The organism is Natronosalvus amylolyticus (assembly GCF_024298845.1).
GTDB classification, from domain to species: Archaea; Halobacteriota; Halobacteria; order Halobacteriales; family Natrialbaceae; genus Natronosalvus; species Natronosalvus amylolyticus.
This window is the reverse complement of record NZ_CP101156.1, coordinates 1,356,078-1,371,633: the sequence shown is the minus strand read 5'-3', so window position 1 is coordinate 1,371,633 and position 15,556 is coordinate 1,356,078. Positions and strand designations below refer to the sequence as shown.

10 protein-coding genes and 1 pseudogene are annotated in these 15,556 nt (G+C 53.2%); 5 read left to right on the top strand and 6 right to left on the bottom strand.

The window, feature by feature from the left end:
- Window positions 1–103: 103 nt before the first annotated feature.
- Genes NLK60_RS06430 through NLK60_RS06410 form a run of 5 tightly spaced genes read left to right on the top strand, consistent with a single transcriptional unit; the run spans window position 104 to window position 7,893 of the window.
- Window positions 104–1,606, top strand: a complete 1,503-nt coding sequence (locus NLK60_RS06430; RefSeq protein ID WP_254810059.1) for a metallophosphoesterase family protein — start codon at window positions 104–106, stop codon at window positions 1,604–1,606.
- Entirely contained in the window at window positions 1,603–4,314 is a 2,712-nt protein-coding gene (locus NLK60_RS06425; RefSeq protein WP_254810058.1) for an AAA family ATPase, read from the top strand. Before NLK60_RS06430 ends, NLK60_RS06425 begins: the two co-directional genes overlap by 4 nt.
- On the top strand, window positions 4,314–5,579 hold the full coding sequence (locus NLK60_RS06420) for a DNA double-strand break repair nuclease NurA (RefSeq protein WP_254810057.1): 1,266 nt from the start codon (window positions 4,314–4,316) through the stop codon (window positions 5,577–5,579). Before NLK60_RS06425 ends, NLK60_RS06420 begins: the two co-directional genes overlap by 1 nt.
- 11 nt (window positions 5,580–5,590) lie before the next feature.
- On the top strand, window positions 5,591–6,250 hold the full coding sequence (locus NLK60_RS06415; protein ID WP_254810056.1) for a DUF8166 family protein: 660 nt from the start codon (window positions 5,591–5,593) through the stop codon (window positions 6,248–6,250).
- On the top strand, window positions 6,250–7,893 hold the full coding sequence (locus NLK60_RS06410; RefSeq protein ID WP_254810055.1) for an ATP-binding protein: 1,644 nt from the start codon (window positions 6,250–6,252) through the stop codon (window positions 7,891–7,893). The genes NLK60_RS06415 and NLK60_RS06410 overlap by 1 nt, the downstream gene beginning before the upstream one ends.
- A 2-nt stretch (window positions 7,894–7,895) precedes the next feature.
- Here NLK60_RS06410 and NLK60_RS06405 read toward each other — a convergent pair.
- From NLK60_RS06405 to NLK60_RS06385, 6 genes and pseudogenes are all read right to left on the bottom strand, one after another.
- Window positions 7,896–8,527: pseudogene (locus tag NLK60_RS06405) on the bottom strand (IS630 family transposase); the annotation flags it as partial.
- Window positions 8,524–8,706 (bottom strand): 3'-5' exonuclease, encoded by a 183-nt coding sequence (locus NLK60_RS19675; protein ID WP_425499075.1) that lies wholly within the window; start codon window positions 8,704–8,706, stop codon window positions 8,524–8,526. The gene NLK60_RS19675 and the pseudogene NLK60_RS06405, both read right to left, overlap by 4 nt.
- Before the next feature lie 11 nt (window positions 8,707–8,717).
- The gene (locus tag NLK60_RS06400) at window positions 8,718–10,661 is read right to left on the bottom strand and encodes a 5-methylcytosine-specific restriction endonuclease subunit McrB (protein WP_254810054.1); all 1,944 of its coding nucleotides are present in this window, start codon (window positions 10,659–10,661) and stop codon (window positions 8,718–8,720) included.
- Entirely contained in the window at window positions 10,658–13,216 is a 2,559-nt protein-coding gene (locus NLK60_RS06395; protein WP_254810053.1) for a KAP family P-loop NTPase fold protein, read from the bottom strand. Before NLK60_RS06395 ends, NLK60_RS06400 begins: the two co-directional genes overlap by 4 nt.
- 164 nt (window positions 13,217–13,380) lie before the next feature.
- Window positions 13,381–14,604: an HNH endonuclease gene (locus NLK60_RS06390; protein WP_254810052.1), complete on the bottom strand. Its 1,224-nt coding sequence runs from the start codon at window positions 14,602–14,604 to the stop codon at window positions 13,381–13,383.
- A complete protein-coding gene (locus NLK60_RS06385; RefSeq protein WP_254810051.1) occupies window positions 14,601–15,413 on the bottom strand; it encodes a transcription initiation factor IIB family protein in 813 nt (270 codons plus the stop codon). Before NLK60_RS06385 ends, NLK60_RS06390 begins: the two co-directional genes overlap by 4 nt.
- Between the last annotated feature and the right edge of the window lie 143 nt (window positions 15,414–15,556).

The window sequence follows — 15,556 nt, the reverse complement described above, 5'->3', positions numbered from 1 at the left end:
ACTGACGTTTAATAGTCCTGCAGTTACATGTAGGTATAGAGTTTCAGGTAGGTGGTTTGGTGCCGCTCTCAGCGAAACACGGATTTACCATGATTTACCGACAATGTTGACGTTAGGACACATCGCGGACACGCATCACGGGCATCGCCAGTACGGATTAACACAACGTGAGGACGATATGGTGTCATCCACACGCACCGCGTTCGAAGAGATGATCGACGATGGCGGAACAGACGCGATCCTGTTACCCGGGGACCTGTTCCACTCTCGGGATCTCCGCCCGAAAATCCTTCATCAAACCGAGCAGGTACTCGCCGAAGTTCCGGATGACGTCCCGGTACTGGTCTCACGCGGGAATCACGACGAGAACTTGACGCCGCGGGAGGTGACGTGGTTGAATTACTTGCATCAACGCGGGCACGTCGTGTTCTTGAAGGCGGACTTGTCGACGGATCCTGAGACGGCACAGTTCGAACGGTATGATCCTGATGAGCCAGGTGAGTACGCGGGGTTCTACGATATCGAGACAACAGAAAGTGATGGCCCGGTTCGCGTGTTCGGATTACAGTGGCGTGGCGCTCGAACAGGGCAGGCGTTACAACAAGTGGCGAACGGGATCCGGAAGACGAACAAGGAGTACGGTGAGCCGGCGTTTACGGTGTTGTTGGCGCATTTCGGGATGGAGGATGAGGTACCGACGTTAGGTGGAACGGTAACCCACGCTGAGTTGCGGGAGGTGAAGGACGTGGTGGATTACCTTGCGCTCGGGCATATTCATAAGCGGTACGAAGCGAGTGACTGGATCTTCAATCCGGGGTCGCCGGAGGCGCACAACACGCGGGAGGGGCGAGATGACTGGGAGCACGGGTATTACTCGTTGACGGTGAAGCCTGACGCGCTTGGAAGTGGTGAGGCGGTTAACTTCGACGTGACGCATCATGAGACGAAACGCCGACCGTATTACCGGATCGAGTTCGATGTGACGGCGTACGACTCGCCGGGTGAGTTAGAGTCCGCGTTCCGCGAACACGTTCAAAGCGAACGAGTGGCGGTTGAGAAGTACTGTCAGAAGTCGGCGTACACGGCGCACGGGGAGCCTCGATCGCCGATTATTGATCTGCGGTTCACGGGGACGTTACAGTTTAGTCGTGGGGACTTCCGGACTGACGACCTCGCGGCCGCCGCCGAGGAACAGTGTGACGCGTTGTACGTGCAGGTGAACACGGGGATTCGAACTGCGAACGTGCAGCAACTCATCTCGGAGATTGATGAAGAGGAAGTGTTCAAAGACGGGCGGTTGAACACGGCGGCGCTGGAAGACCGTGTGTTCGAAACGATTACGCAAGAGTCGGTTTACGCTGAGCAAGCCTCGGATGTGGCTGGCGTGCTGGGGAACGCGCATCAGATGGCGCAAGCTGAGGAAGCAGTTGAGGACATCCGTGAGTCGGTGAGTTCAGCGCGACGTGAGTTGTTCCCGGACTTCGCTGAGAACGTCGTACTCGATATCGATGAGGATCCGTTCGGCGACAGTACTGACGATGCGTCTGCGGAAGGTGATGCATCGTTGGATGAGGGTGATGAAGTTCCGGAGGTGGTGAACGAATGAGAATCACGGAAGTCGCGTTGGAGGACATCAAGTCGTATGAGGATCGAACGGTCGTGCCGATTGAAGGCGGTGTGACGGCGATTCTCGGTAAAAACGGTGCGGGGAAATCGACGATCCAGGAAGCGATCGGGTTCGCGTTGTTCGATTCGTTGCCGTTCAACAACAAGGATTTCGTGCGCGAAGGTGTGAGTTCTGGAACCGTTGAGGTCACGTTCGACATAGCAACTGAGAGTGGGACGGACCGATTCCGAGTCACTAGGTCGGTCGGGCGAGCGCACTACGGCGTGCATCGGTACGATGCTGCGAGCGACGAGTGGGTAGACCAGGATATTGATTCGAAATCGGGGTTGATGACGTGGTTGTGCGCCCGGATAGGCGTTGAGGATGGGGGCGAGTTGCAGAGTCTCTGGGAGTCGTGTATCGGGGTGCCGCAGACACGATTCCTTTCCGACTTCGCACAAACTGCAGGGAATCGGAAAACGACGTTCGACGCGTTGCTAAACCTTGATGTGTACGAGGAGTCATGGAACCATCTCAAAAACGTCCCGGACGCGATCGAGCAGCAACAGCAAGATCTTCGAAATGAAATCGCTACGTTGACTGGTGAGGTACAGAGCCTGCCAGACGAGCGAGTGGAAGCGGAAACGCTCGCTGAAGCAGTGGAGAAGATCAAGACGCGTATCGAGCAGAAACAGAGCGAGTTGTCTGAGAAAGAAGCGGAGTACGAGGAGTTAGAAGCTGTCAAAGACGAGATTGAGGATCTCGAAGGGAAGGTCGACTCGTTGGAGAAGGAAATTGAGGCGACAGAGGAGCAACTAGAAACGGCCGAGGAGGAGCTTGCTGCTGCCGAGGGTGCCCAGGAGAAATGCGAAGCGAATCGTGACGGGTATCTGCAGTACGAGCAAGCGAGTGAGCGTTTGGACACGTTAGAGGAACAAGAGGAAAAACGGGATCAACTCGTCGAGCGGAAAACGGAGCAAGAACAAGAGATTTCGGCGATCCAGTTCGGGGTTGAGCAGTTTGAGAATGACGTTGAAACGTTAGAGTCGGCACAGGGAACGCTCGAAGCGCGGGAGGATGAGAAAGAACGATTTGAGGAACTTGAGGATAAGATCAGCTCGCTGCAACAACGCGAGGGTGAGGTTGAGGAACTGCAAGAGCAAATTCAGACCCTCGGTAGCGAGATCGACGAGATACAAGAGAATATTGAGTCGCTGAAAACGACGGTCGAAGAAATCGAAGTGGAGTGGGAAGCGACCATACATCCGGACGAGTTCGATGAGGAGATTAGTGACCTGAAGGCAGATCGGAAACAACTGAAAGGCGAGCGGGAACGGCTTGAAGAGCAGTTGGAACGGTTGCGTGATGCGGGTGTGGATGCGCCGTGTCCAACGTGTGATCGTCCGTTGCGTGAAGAACACCGGTCGGACACGATTGAACAGCGCGAAGCCCGGATTGACGAGATCAAGACGGAACGCGAGAAGCTTGGTGAGGAGTTGATTGACCTGCGTGAGAGGCGGGAAAATGCACGGGAGGTCAAGCAGCGTGCCGATTCTCTCCAGACCCATCGTGACAAGATCGAGTCTTTGGAAGCCGATCTTGCCGACTTGCGGGATGAGAAGACAGACACAGCGAAAGAGCTCACTGATCTCGAAGGCGCATTGGCAGAGCTCCCGGAACTCGAAGCAGAGAAGGCCGACTTGGAGGAAGCGTACGAAGCGTATCAGACCGCTGAGTTCCGCGTTAAAGAACATGGCGACGCGCCGGAAAAGTTGGAAACGAAGCGTGCGGATCTCAATTCTGCTACCGCGGAACTTGATGAGATCGAAGACGAGTTGGAAGAGTACGAAGAGTTAGACGAGAAGTTAATCGAGGTCAGAGCAACGCTTGAGGAAACGGAGGAAGCACATCAGACGTACATCAAGCACGAGCAACAGGCATCACAAGTTGAGAATCGTCAAGAGGTGGTCAACGAGTTGCAGGCCGATCTTACCGACCTCGAAGATCAGCTGGAAGAAACAACGGCCGAGCTTGATGAGACGGAAGCGTCGTTCGACGAGGACCAACTGGAGGCACTGGAGTCGGCTATCGACGATCTCAAAGGCGAGATTCACCGATCGAAAGGTTCTCTCGAAGAGAAGCAAGGAAATCTCCGCGATGCGCGCGAGAAGATCGAGCGGTTAGAGGCGAAGTTGGAGGAGCGTCAGGCGAAGCTGCAGCAGTTGAAGGAGTTGAAGGCAGATCAGCAGTTCGCGGAGTGGGTGCGTGAGAACGTTCGGAAAGCCGGGCCGAAGATGCGGGAGATCATCACAGACCGGATTGGGACGCGGGCGAACGAGTTGTTCCGGACGATTCGCGGTGCGTCCGCGGAGACGCTTGAGTGGACGAGTGATTACGAGATCGTTGTGCACGATGCGGACGTGCGAAAATCGTTCTCGACGCTAAGCGGCGGTGAGAAGATGGCGGCTGCACTCGCGGTGCGCCTCGCCATTCTGGAACAGTTAGCGTCGGTCGGCGTGGCGTTCCTGGATGAGCCGACGGCGAATCTCGACCGGGAGAAAAAGCGGAATCTCGTGATGCAGTTGAAGCAGTTGGATAGTTTCGAGCAACTCACCGTCATCAGTCACGATGAGACGTTCGACTCGATGACGGATTACACGATCACCGTGGAGAAAGACCGGCAGACATCGGAGGTGACCGTGAGTTAATGCCGATTGACAAGCACGGGGTTGCTGCCGAGTTAGAAGCTAATGTTGGGACGATCGAGGCGTACCTGGAAGACGATTCAGGGGTCGTTGAGCGGTATCAGGACGCGTTCCAGCGGCTTCCTGAGGAGTGGACGAGTGAGGAGATCCGTGAAGCGTTGCAGGATGCATCGTACCCAGGAGCGTACCCGACCGACGAGTTCGATGACGTAGACAGCATCATCGAACCTCATCCTGAGAGTGACGGGTGGGAAAACCACGAGGAGGTGAACGAGTGGGCGCGCACCATTCTCCGCGACGTGCCGGTCATGGCCGTTGACGGGTCGCAACTCCCGCCGACCACGCAGTTCAATGTCCCACTCTCGTACGTGCAGGCGGCGTGGGCCGTCAACTATCATCACGCCGATGGTCGTCTAGAGCGCGATGTACACGGGCGGTTGTTGACGCCTGATGAGATTACGCAGGAATCAGACGATGGTGACTACCGGTTCGTCGACTCACAACTCGTCGGCCATCACCGATTCGAGCACGAAGGAGCGCTCCTCATCGAGCAACTCGTGGAACTCGCGGACGCTCGTGTCGCCGGTGACATTGAGCAGACACCGATCGTGTTCTACGACGGGCCGCTAATCGCGTCATTTGCGAATCCGTTGAAACCGGAGACGCGCGAGCGATACATCTCAACGTTAAGCCGAGTGATCGCCGCCAGTCAACACCACGAAATCCCGCTGGTCGGGTACGTCGCCGGCTCGAGTGCAACTGAACTCGTGAAGAAGACGCGGCTCCTGTTACGGGAGGAGTTCGGGACTGACCGCGTCATCCCGGACGCGCACGTCCTGACTGAGTTAATGAGTCCGTGGGGGGACACAACGATTCCGTTCATTTCGAAACGCGATGGGAGTATCGACGCGTTGCAAACGACGTACGAGGGCGAGCGGTACGAGTTCCGGGATGATATCCTGTTTTCGTACCTGAACGTGCCGCCCGGAGCCGGGCTCGACCGGATCGAGTTCCCTGGGTGGCTGTGTCGCAGCGACGGCCCTGACGGGTATGATTCGATGTACGAGTATACTGTCGAAATTGTCCGTGCAGAAGCCGGGATCGGTCGCGGGTACCCGGAAATTCTCCAGCAAGCCGACAGTGATGCGGTGCTGAATCACCGCGACCGACAGCAATTCTACCGGATCGTCCAGCGGTGGGGCGAATCGAACGATGTGCCCGTAGAATGGAACGCGAAAGCCCTGAGCAAAGAACTCCGACGACGATGACAACCGAACCTATGACAGAATCAGACGTAGACACGCCGGATCTGGACTCGTGTGTCCGGATTGGGAGTATTGTTTCCTCGAACAGCCATCTCGACTACGTGGTCGAAGTGTTCAAAGACCGGGACTGCACTCGGCCACCGGAACTCCACGAGCGCGAGTTCGGGCAACCCGTGTTCATCAAAAAAACCGTGAATGGAACCGAGTACGCGGTGATGGGCGTGATTTACGACACGCAACTTGTCGATCCTGACCAGGGGCGCACCGGCCCGCGGTTAGCGCAAGACGATCAAGCCCAGTTCACACCTGGGTATATCGAAGAGCGAACGACGCTCGCCGGCGTAGCGTTACTTGGAACCGCGGCCATCACCGATGACAGAACGATCACGGAACCGACTCATCGGATGCCGCGCTGGACGTTAGAAGTGGAGGACACGGTGTTCCACTGCCCAGACGAGGTCACAGTTGCGTTCCACACTGTCGACGACCAGATTCAGTTAGCGTACATGGATCGCCTCGTCGACGTTGCGGGTGATCTCGGCGCTGAAGTCATCGTCACACTAATCGAGCGGTTACGCGGTATGTTGGCGGACGATGACCAGAATCAACGCGTGCTGGATGTCGTCGAACAGAACGTTCAGTGGCAAGCGCGGGAACGCCGCGGGGTGGTGTAATGTCGGGGCGTGCAAACGTAATTGGGACGGTCGCTGGGCCGGGTGATGATCCGAACGAGTTTGTGTTCGTCGCCCCGGCAGACCGATCGATCAAGACGGGGGAGTTCATCACGTACACCGTACCGGTTGATGATGAGAATCGGGCGGTGTTTGCTCGCGTGACGAACCGTGAACTGATTCGCGGGCTTCCGGACGGGTTCCTCGCGGATCCGGAGGTCGGCCCGGAGACGGTCGCAGCAACGCTCGGTGTCCCAACTACTGATGCGGAACTGTACCGGTTGACAGCGACGGTTATCGGGTACTACGATACCGATATGACGACGTTCGCTAACCCGAGACAACTCCCCAGCCCGGGAACGCCGCTGTCGATCGCGCCAGATCAAACACTCGAAACCGTGCTGCCGAACCTCGGCTGTGAAACCGACGAAACGGACGTCACGGAATTAGAAGGGGTCGCACACGTCGGCTGGCTCTTGAATCGGCCGCCGGAAGCGACAAATCTTCACATCCCGATCGAGGAGTTCGCCTCGACGCACCTGGCAATCCTCGCTTCGACAGGGAGCGGGAAATCGTACACGGCATCAATTCTCATCGAAGAGATGATGCGACCCAGCGCACGCGCATCTCTGCTCGTGTTCGACCCGCACGGCGAATACGACACGCTCGCGGAAATGCAGGGTGCGGAGGGCTTTCAGGGCAACGACGGGTACGAACCGGACGTCGTCTACTACGACCCTGAGCGACTCCGCGTTCGAATCTCAGAACTGGAAATCGGCGACGTCATGGCGATCCTGGATAACCCGAGCAACCGGATGCAAGAGCGACTTTCGACCGCCTGGCGGGCGATGCAACGTCGAGACAGTCGAACGTGGGGAGTCAATGAACTCATCAATGAGATGGAACAGAGATACGGTGACGATGACCCGAGTGTCGGTGCTTTGGAGTGGCGACTTCGACAGTCAATAGAACGGAACGACCTCTTCGATCCCGAAGAAAACGTTCCACTGACCGAGATCGTCGATCCGGGCCAGTGCACAGTCCTCCAGATGGACACGCTGGATAAGTGGAATCAGCAACTCATCACGACGGTGTTGTTGCGTCGATTGTACCGACAACGCCTCGATGACGTACGAGGCCGCGACTCGGAAATCGAACAACCGATTTTTGCGCTCTTCGAGGAAGGGCACCGGTTTGCTCCAGCATCCGGCGACGCGCCATCACTGGGGATCATGCGAACGATCACGTCCGAAGGCCGTAAATTCGGATTCGGCCTCGGAATTATCAGTCAGCGCCCGTCGAAAATCGATCAGGACGTCCTGTCACAGTGTGGCACGCAAATCTCGATGCAAATCCAGAACCCGAACGATCAGGACGCAATCAAGAAATCGGTCGAAGCCGCCGGCGAGGATGTCCTGCGGGAACTGCCAGGATTGACTCCTGGGCAAGCAGTCGTCTCTGGAGACGCGATGAACACGCCGGCACTGATCCAGGTTCGACGCCGGACCACCCCGCACGGCGCGGGTAGTCGCCCGGTAATCCGAGAGTGGCACGATGCGTACGACGAACGACGGCGTGAACCATCGCGGTCTGAAGCGGCTGACTTCGGCGAGGGCGATTCGACCGGAGTCCAAAGTCTCGACTGATGTCAGTTTGTCGGATTCGTGCAAGACGAACAGCAAGAAATATAGTAGGTATAGAAATAATTACCCACCTCTGGTATAGAGGGCTGGTCAAGAGCTGTATCAATCGTTGCTGTAAGATCGTCGGGCAACCCAAAGAAGCGGTTGCTGAGAGCGGCCTGGAGTTGTCTCCAGCACTCCTCGACAGGATTCAGCTCTGGCGAGTATGTCGGTAACGTGACGAAGGCGAGGTCGTCACGGGCCGCCAGGTCCGTGACGGCCGACGCCTGAAAATACGGCGCTCCATCTAGTACAATGAGCAGATCATCTTCGGACTCTTTGCATAATGCAAGAATGAAATGTCTGGCGTGGTCGGCGGTGACGTACTCTTCGAATCTGGAGAAATAGCGATCACCGTCTTCGGTGATCGCGCCCAACAGACACGTCTAGTCGCGTTGACCGGATAATTCGACAGACGGCCGCGTGCCACGGGGAAACCACGCCGCACGCGGCTCGACTTGCACGGATTTCTTGGTTTGATCGATGCAGACTACTGTGGCGTCCAACTCCCGGCGTTTTTTTTGAACTCCTCGCGGAACGTTTCTTGTTCGTCAGCATCGGATTCGGCGGCTGTACGGCGTGGTTTTTGATAGCTCAATCGTGACGACGGCTGGCGTAGTTGTCTGACGGAGTAGGAAGCGTGATTTCTGTTGTAAAGCCTTGAATTTCTTTAATGAACCGCGATTCTTCGTTGCGTTGAGTTTGGATTAGAACGTCGTTTTTTGCCCGAGTTAATGCGAGATAAAAGAGTCGTCGTTCTTCTTCGAGAGGGTCGATACTATCAATGCCTATACATCTAACTGGGCGTAAGCCAGCGAATCCACGATAGTACTAACTACCTCTTCAGACCGAATAGTCCGCAACGAGACTTCCCCAGGGTGAATTTCTGCGAGTAAATCAGATGCCATCGATTGCACACCTCCCTTATAGTACATGGCCGCATCAGCGAATATTTCCTGTGACCAGGCGCGTTTGAGTCTTGTCTCCTCAAGCGGCCTATACTCGAACGTGCCATTACAAAGGTATTTTTCACCAAGCTGGAAATCTGGGCCGAGACTCTCCGATTCACGGATCCGCTCGTTCAACTCCTTAAGCGCTAGAACGGATGTCGCTTCAAACGATCCACTCAGGGTTGCCGTTTCTAGCTCACTCAATGTGTTGAACCCATACGTTTCCGCCAGGGTTTCGTAGTCGGGCATGGTTCGAGTGACGTGGAAGTTCCGTCTCACTGCTGGAGGGAGTTGGGTGTCTGCGTAGTTCGTGTCAACTATCCCGATTACATGGAGTTCCTCGGGAATCCAGAGATTCGTTTCCGTTCCTGTAACTGCCACTCGGTTCTCTCTGCCTCGATTGGTTGGCTGTAGCAATTGCCAGAGGTTTCCAAAGACCGTTGTCGCATCAACGACGTGAAAATCCTCTATGATCATAACGTACCGAGGAGGATTTTCACTCTCGGTACTTTGATATTGGAGTTCATCGGCAGCAGCTAGATCGCAGAATTTTCCAAACTCACCAGTAATTGGCACGTGATTCTTCTCAGTCTCAGTGGAATGACCAACGACAAACTCTCGGTATGTCAGATCCGGTCGGAAGTTAGTGACTGCTACACGGTTTTTGGGTTTGACACGCCCTTTGTCCTCGAGCCATCTGTCTGCTATTTGGTGAGCAATGGCCCGCTTTCCAGTGTTTTTTGGACCGACAAGAGTAACCAATTTTCGCTCTTTAAGCGAAGCCTGAATGGCTGTGATCTCGTCTGAAATGCGGTTTTTTCCGGACTCCGTCTCCGATTTACCACCGAATGTTGTACCAGTTGATAGATCTGGCAGTTCTTCACTGACGGTGCCTGTAGAACCAGGCTCATCAATTTCTGCGTCATCACTCGTCTTGCCAGCCGACGTATTAATTGACCCTGTATCGGTTTTGTCTACATCATCACCCGGCGTTCTGTCAGCAGTTTCATCTTCCGGAGAAGTATCTGTTGGATCGGTCTCGACCGACTCCACCTGATCTACACTAGTCGTATCTTCGCTCAGGTCATCGGCGTCATCGTTCTCGCTGATAGGAGTCGGCTCAATCAGCTCCAATGGCTCGCCATTGTCGATGACAGGATTCTCCAGTTTGGTTTTCATTGGCCTGGTCGCAATTCCGAGCCGGGCCTTCTGGACGAACTCTTCAATAGCACCGTAGTCTTTAGCAATTTCCCGCCTGTTCTCTTTCGAGAGACTGACTGGCGAGACAATATAATCCAGATCGTGATCTGCATACTCAGCGAGAACCTTACTATGGATGTCGATGTTGTATACGTCTCCGAAAACAAGGAAATATGGCCTGGATTGTTTGTCGTCTTCTGAACCGAAGATAGCCGCTGAAACCGTTGGGGCTTTGACTGCACCAAGGACGACACCACCGTAATTATAGCGGTACGTCCCCTGGTAGAAGAGAGCAACATCGTTCTTCGAGAAGTGGTGTTGATCCCAAGTGGACTCCTGAATCGGCCAGCATTTGATTCGTTCTCCACCGGCTGTAGCCGACTGCAGTGCATCGATTTCCGATTCCAGAGCACGTTGCTGTACATCCTTTGTTCGTTGAGTGTCCGTTGTATCCGAGGCTTCTGCACGCACCTCTGCTTCAGCTAACCCATTCTCGACCAATCGGCTGAAAATGGACTTCTCTTCCTTGCTTGTACAGGGAATCAGGTGGATCCCCGAGTCGTCACCGATAGCCTCCATCATAATTTCACCTCTACGAGTTCAGGAGTGTACAATTCCGGCTTGTATTCGCGGACATCCGCGAGAATTTTGGCGTATTCAGCTGATGTGATGGTGCCCTGTTGGCGTCCATTACGAATAGTGTCGACAAACGCATCCTGGACTTCGATATCATCGAATAATTCTCCCGGTACCTCCAGTAAGGATGCGAAATTCTTCTCGCTGAGACCATCGTCGTCAAGTATCGATCGCATGTAGTAATCGAGGAACTGGGTTCGACGTTCCTGTGGAAGTGACGATAGGATCGGCTCGAGTGAGTCGAATTGAATCCCAGATAATAGTGCACGGACTTGGCCCTGTTTCAGTGCAACAAGAAGAGCGTCGGCAATTTCACGTCGTTCCTGTTCAGGAAACTCGCCAGTGATACGAATTGCTGTCTCAAGCGTACGATACTGTGTTTTATCTTCCTCGACACATCGGACGACATAGTTTGCAAACTCACGGAGTTCTGAAGACTCCGGTGGCGTCATTGATGGTTCAGCACCTATAGGCGACGACTGTTGATGGTCACTGTCGAGATTCTCTGTGGCTTCTGCGATCAGTTTTTGAATGGATTCGTGACTTCCTCTATCGAACCGCGCTTGGAACATTTTCACACGGTCTCGATCGGTACTGCTCAGTCGAAGGTAAGGTTCCGGATCTTCAATCTCCTTGACTACGCCACGGATATCGATTAGGAACGTAACAAGCTCATTCCGCCGTTCCGGAGGAATATTAATTTGATCCAGTACACGCGTAATCCCCTGACGGGTGTTCGTGGAGACGTCATTCTCGATTTCTGCATAAATCTCATCGAGAAGATATGGATCAGTTTCTAACTCTGCATGCAACCGTGGGAAATCCTTCTGAAGTACGGCGATAGCTGTCAAGAAGGCACGCTTTGCCTCGTTATTGGTGATCCCTACGCTATCACCTGCCTCATCAGGAGTTACTGATTGAGACTCGGTAGGCAATTCAAGAAGCCCCCTAGCTTCTGCCAGCTTTTCGAGCGTTGCGACGCGATTGAGCGCACGAGTTATTCGTCGCGGTGTTGTAAGACCAGCATCGTAGAGAACTTGAAGGCTCCGCTGTGAAAATGACCGATTCATTTGATCGACACGGTTCTTGAAATAGTCTTCGAGCCGCGATTGGGATGGAGTTGGAATTTCGAGTTCAGTTTCGAAAAATTTCGCGAGAAAGTTCTGCTGTGTTCGCGTATCACCGAGGTAATCGCCGTCATCGGCCGCCTCGAGGTGTTTGTACAACGCATCTTCGTCACACGGAATAATGTAAATGCACTTTTCGTGGCGGAAGAATGACTTGAGTGCAATCAGAATCTCGTACGTTGTCTCGCTTGAACACCGATCAAGATCATCGATCGTGATGATGATCTTTTCGAGGTCTTCGGGGTCATTTCGTGATTGCAGTTCTCGGTAACGTGCGTTCGTCTCGTCGATCAACGATTCGAAGAGATTTTCGTAAGCGCCTGACCAGTCTTTCTGAGGATTTGCGAGCGTCTTGTGGACATCTCGGCGTGTATCTTGGAAGTCCGAGAACAGGGTATCTAAGTACGCTCCGGCGATCAGTGTGAGGACACCAATTGCAAGTGATGCAATCAGGTTCCAGGGGAGTCCATGGATGAAAGCAAGTGAAAGAGGTCCTATTGACTCAGGTAACGGTGCCTGTACCTGGGTCGGTATTAAAAGAAGGGATCCTAGTACCGCAAGTGTGAAGAGTACGACAAAGTGGAACGAGTCAAGATTTCGAATTGCCTGGCTGAGTGGTTTACTTTCTTCTGAGGTAATCTCGGATACATCGTACAATTCCTCAATCAAGGTCTCAGAGGAAAGAACGCCACCAGAGCGACCGTGAAGAGTACGACGGTTGTTTTTCTTGTCACTCTCACGACCCTTGGAGGAACCAGATGTGAGGTTATCTTTTGATTGACCTGATTGGTTGAACCGTTGATCCAGTTCTTCCCCAAGAGATTGGTTGAGATCCAAGAGAAGCTCCGTTCGAACTGAGCCTTCGGCGTGTTTCCAAGCGTCGAACTTGACACACAGCGTGTTTTCAAACACCCTTTCGCTTTCTACGGACTGTTCTCTAAATTCAGTGTAATTGTTATGATCCGACTGAGCTGCCCGGATTCGGCGATACAAGAGGTTAACAATTGTCGACTTCCCGGAACCCCATGTACCATATAGTCCGATGTGCCACGGGGGATTGACTCGATAGATAATTTCCTCCAACGTATCTACGTATGCCCTGTGGCCGAACTTATCATCCTCAATGGATTCGAGCGTTTCCTCATTAAGGAGGAAATCCGATCCTGTACTCGAAGCATTTGATGACGACTCGTCGTCAGCGTCATCGACTGGTTCATTTACCGGCCTACTCCTGAGGGGGCTAGCTTGCTGGTCACTACCTTGTTCGGTAACTGTATTGGCTGATTGTCCATCCAGTGTTTCATCTTCAATTCCCACGTTCTCATCGACACCATCAGCGCTACTGGAAGCTGGCTTGTTGTCAGGCAAGTCCATTGTACAAATCACCCCCAAAGTTTAGTTTCGATTGTCGAGTTAACGCGTTGTCCCCTGAACCACCCATAGTCAGGGTCGTTATTTTTCCCGTTATGGGGTAAAATCGATCTCCTACAAATCTGTCATGACTAAGTCGGCACTCAAATCCACCCCGTTCGAGCACGTCACTCACCAATTTCTGAGATTTCATCGAAATGGTATTCGAGATGTGATTTCTCAATAGAGTGGCTTTCAATTACCGTGAGAGGCTCACCGTCGACAGATTCATCATATGAATGATGGATCTCTAACGTTTCGGGATCAACCGCGATAACCCCGTAATCGAAGTCTGCGTGATGGTTCGGACAAAGGATCAAGACGTTTTCGGGGACGTCAGGTCCATCGTGTGGAGGTGAGAGTGGGCGGAGATGATGGCTTTCGGCATAGAGATTACCACCGTCGCGGTGTCGTACCTGCCCGCACACCTGGCACCTGAACTCGTACGCTTCTTTGAGGTCGGTTGCCGGCTCGGAATTTCTCACAATACGGGTAGTCGTAGTTCGACTGTGGCCCGGCTCAACCACGTCAACTCCGGCTTCTTCGATATCGAGGGCATCTTCGGTTGCTTCCTCGAGAATCGTTCCACGATCGAACCCAACGGGTTCATCGTCGTCTGAAAGCAAATCGTCAAACTCTGCCATTTCTTCAACGAGGGTTTCCACGTGTGGATGAGGGCACTTGAACTTGACGTGCCGCTCGGCAGTCTCTCCATTACAGCCGAATTCGTCGCCGAGATCATCAAAGGTCAGACCTGTGTCGGATCGCCATCGCTCACGGAGTTGTTTGCAGGTCTCACGGTCAATATTCTCGCCGCGTTTTAAGACAGGCTTTGGCTCTACATCGGTCTCGTGAGAGCATCGTCCGTTAGCATGGCGTAATACCGTCTGGTAAGTGAACTCGCTCTCTCCTGCGATGGTCAAGACGTCAAGACCCTCCTCGTGGTACAGACGCCTAAATTCCTCACAGGTCTCAGTGGGGACTTCCGTGTGTTTGTAAAGATCTACAAGCTCGAGCGGTTCAACCTCACAGTCGTGATCACATTCTCCCGCCAGATGACGCACTAATGTGCGCCATCGTGTGTCGATTTCGTCACTGATATCTTGTGGAGACTCACCCCCCTGAACCCGTCGCCGATACTGGTTACATTCGGCCAGTGAAACTCGGTGTTCGACAGGAGGTTTAACCGGGTCAACATCAGTCGTGTGATCACAGTCCCCGTAGAGGTGATATCGAATTACTGGCAACTCCAGATTGGCCTTTGCCGATAAGGCCTCAAGTCCCTCGTTATGACTGTACTCACTGCGAATTTGTTCGCAATCGGTAACTGTAACTTCTGATTCCTCAATCATGAAAAGTAATCAACGTACTTTCGAATTGTTTGGTCTTGAGCAACCGCATACGTTTCTAAGTGTCCAACGTCGACTAGATCGTCGTATCCACCTTCTTCCTCAAGAGTCACGTAAATCGCACCTAAAACCAACCCAGAAACACTGATCCCTCCCGATAGATCGTGTTTTGCTAGTTTGACGCGAGCGTCTACGCGTTCAACAACTAATTCTGGAAGATCCAAGTCCGCTGTCAACGTCTCGACGGCACTATTGAAACTGGTGAATCGACGTTGATCACGAGGTACCTCGTTCTCGTGCTGATCTAGAACTATCTTGTAGTTATTCCGTATCGTAACCTGTGTTGTGCCTACTGACTGACAAACCTCTTTTTGTGAACATTCGTATCCATAGAGAACGCTTCCTGCATAAATGGCAGAGCCAACGATTGTCGTATTAGCTTTATTTCGTAATTCGGTGTGTTCGTTGGCCGCCTCAACCAACTCTCGCACGTTACTATGATATTGTTCTGGAATACCGATATCATTGAGGTATGATTCTACTAGAATCTCCGGTCGCTGTGGTGGGAGATCAAAATCAACCGCATTGAAAACGTTCTTCGTAACTGTACTCAATCGCTTTTCCCGCACCCGAGCGACATCGCTTATATCACGTATCGTCACAGGCTTTCGCATAATACGTACAGCCCCGTACAGACAAGCTGCACTCAGGTCGTCTAAATGGCTATAGGAGTATTCCGAATCCAGGACAAGCCTGAAGATTCTCAGCGCTTGCTTTGCAACTGACTCATCCAGTTGAAGCCCATCTACCATACGTTCCACTTCAACACTTACGTACCTTAGCGACCCATCTCTGATCATTTCTTGAGACATAAGTTCTGAAAATACCTAGTGAGTTACTGGTATTTCCATCGAAGCAACTGTTCGTTATAGTGGTTACGAATGGCAGACAGTGC

Excerpts from the sequence above, each read along its gene's own strand:
- NLK60_RS06430 (WP_254810059.1), top strand. The coding sequence starts at position 104 with ATGTTGACGTTAGGACACATCGCGGACACGCATCACGGGCATCGCCAG.
- NLK60_RS06425 (WP_254810058.1), top strand. The coding sequence starts at position 1,603 with ATGAGAATCACGGAAGTCGCGTTGGAGGACATCAAGTCGTATGAGGAT.
- NLK60_RS06420 (WP_254810057.1), top strand. The coding sequence starts at position 4,314 with ATGCCGATTGACAAGCACGGGGTTGCTGCCGAGTTAGAAGCTAATGTT.
- NLK60_RS06415 (WP_254810056.1), top strand. The coding sequence starts at position 5,591 with ATGACAGAATCAGACGTAGACACGCCGGATCTGGACTCGTGTGTCCGG.
- NLK60_RS06410 (WP_254810055.1), top strand. The coding sequence starts at position 6,250 with ATGTCGGGGCGTGCAAACGTAATTGGGACGGTCGCTGGGCCGGGTGAT.
- NLK60_RS06400 (WP_254810054.1), bottom strand. The coding sequence starts at position 10,661 with ATGATGGAGGCTATCGGTGACGACTCGGGGATCCACCTGATTCCCTGT.
- NLK60_RS06395 (WP_254810053.1), bottom strand. The coding sequence starts at position 13,216 with ATGGACTTGCCTGACAACAAGCCAGCTTCCAGTAGCGCTGATGGTGTC.
- NLK60_RS06390 (WP_254810052.1), bottom strand. The coding sequence starts at position 14,604 with ATGATTGAGGAATCAGAAGTTACAGTTACCGATTGCGAACAAATTCGC.
- NLK60_RS06385 (WP_254810051.1), bottom strand. The coding sequence starts at position 15,413 with ATGGTAGATGGGCTTCAACTGGATGAGTCAGTTGCAAAGCAAGCGCTG.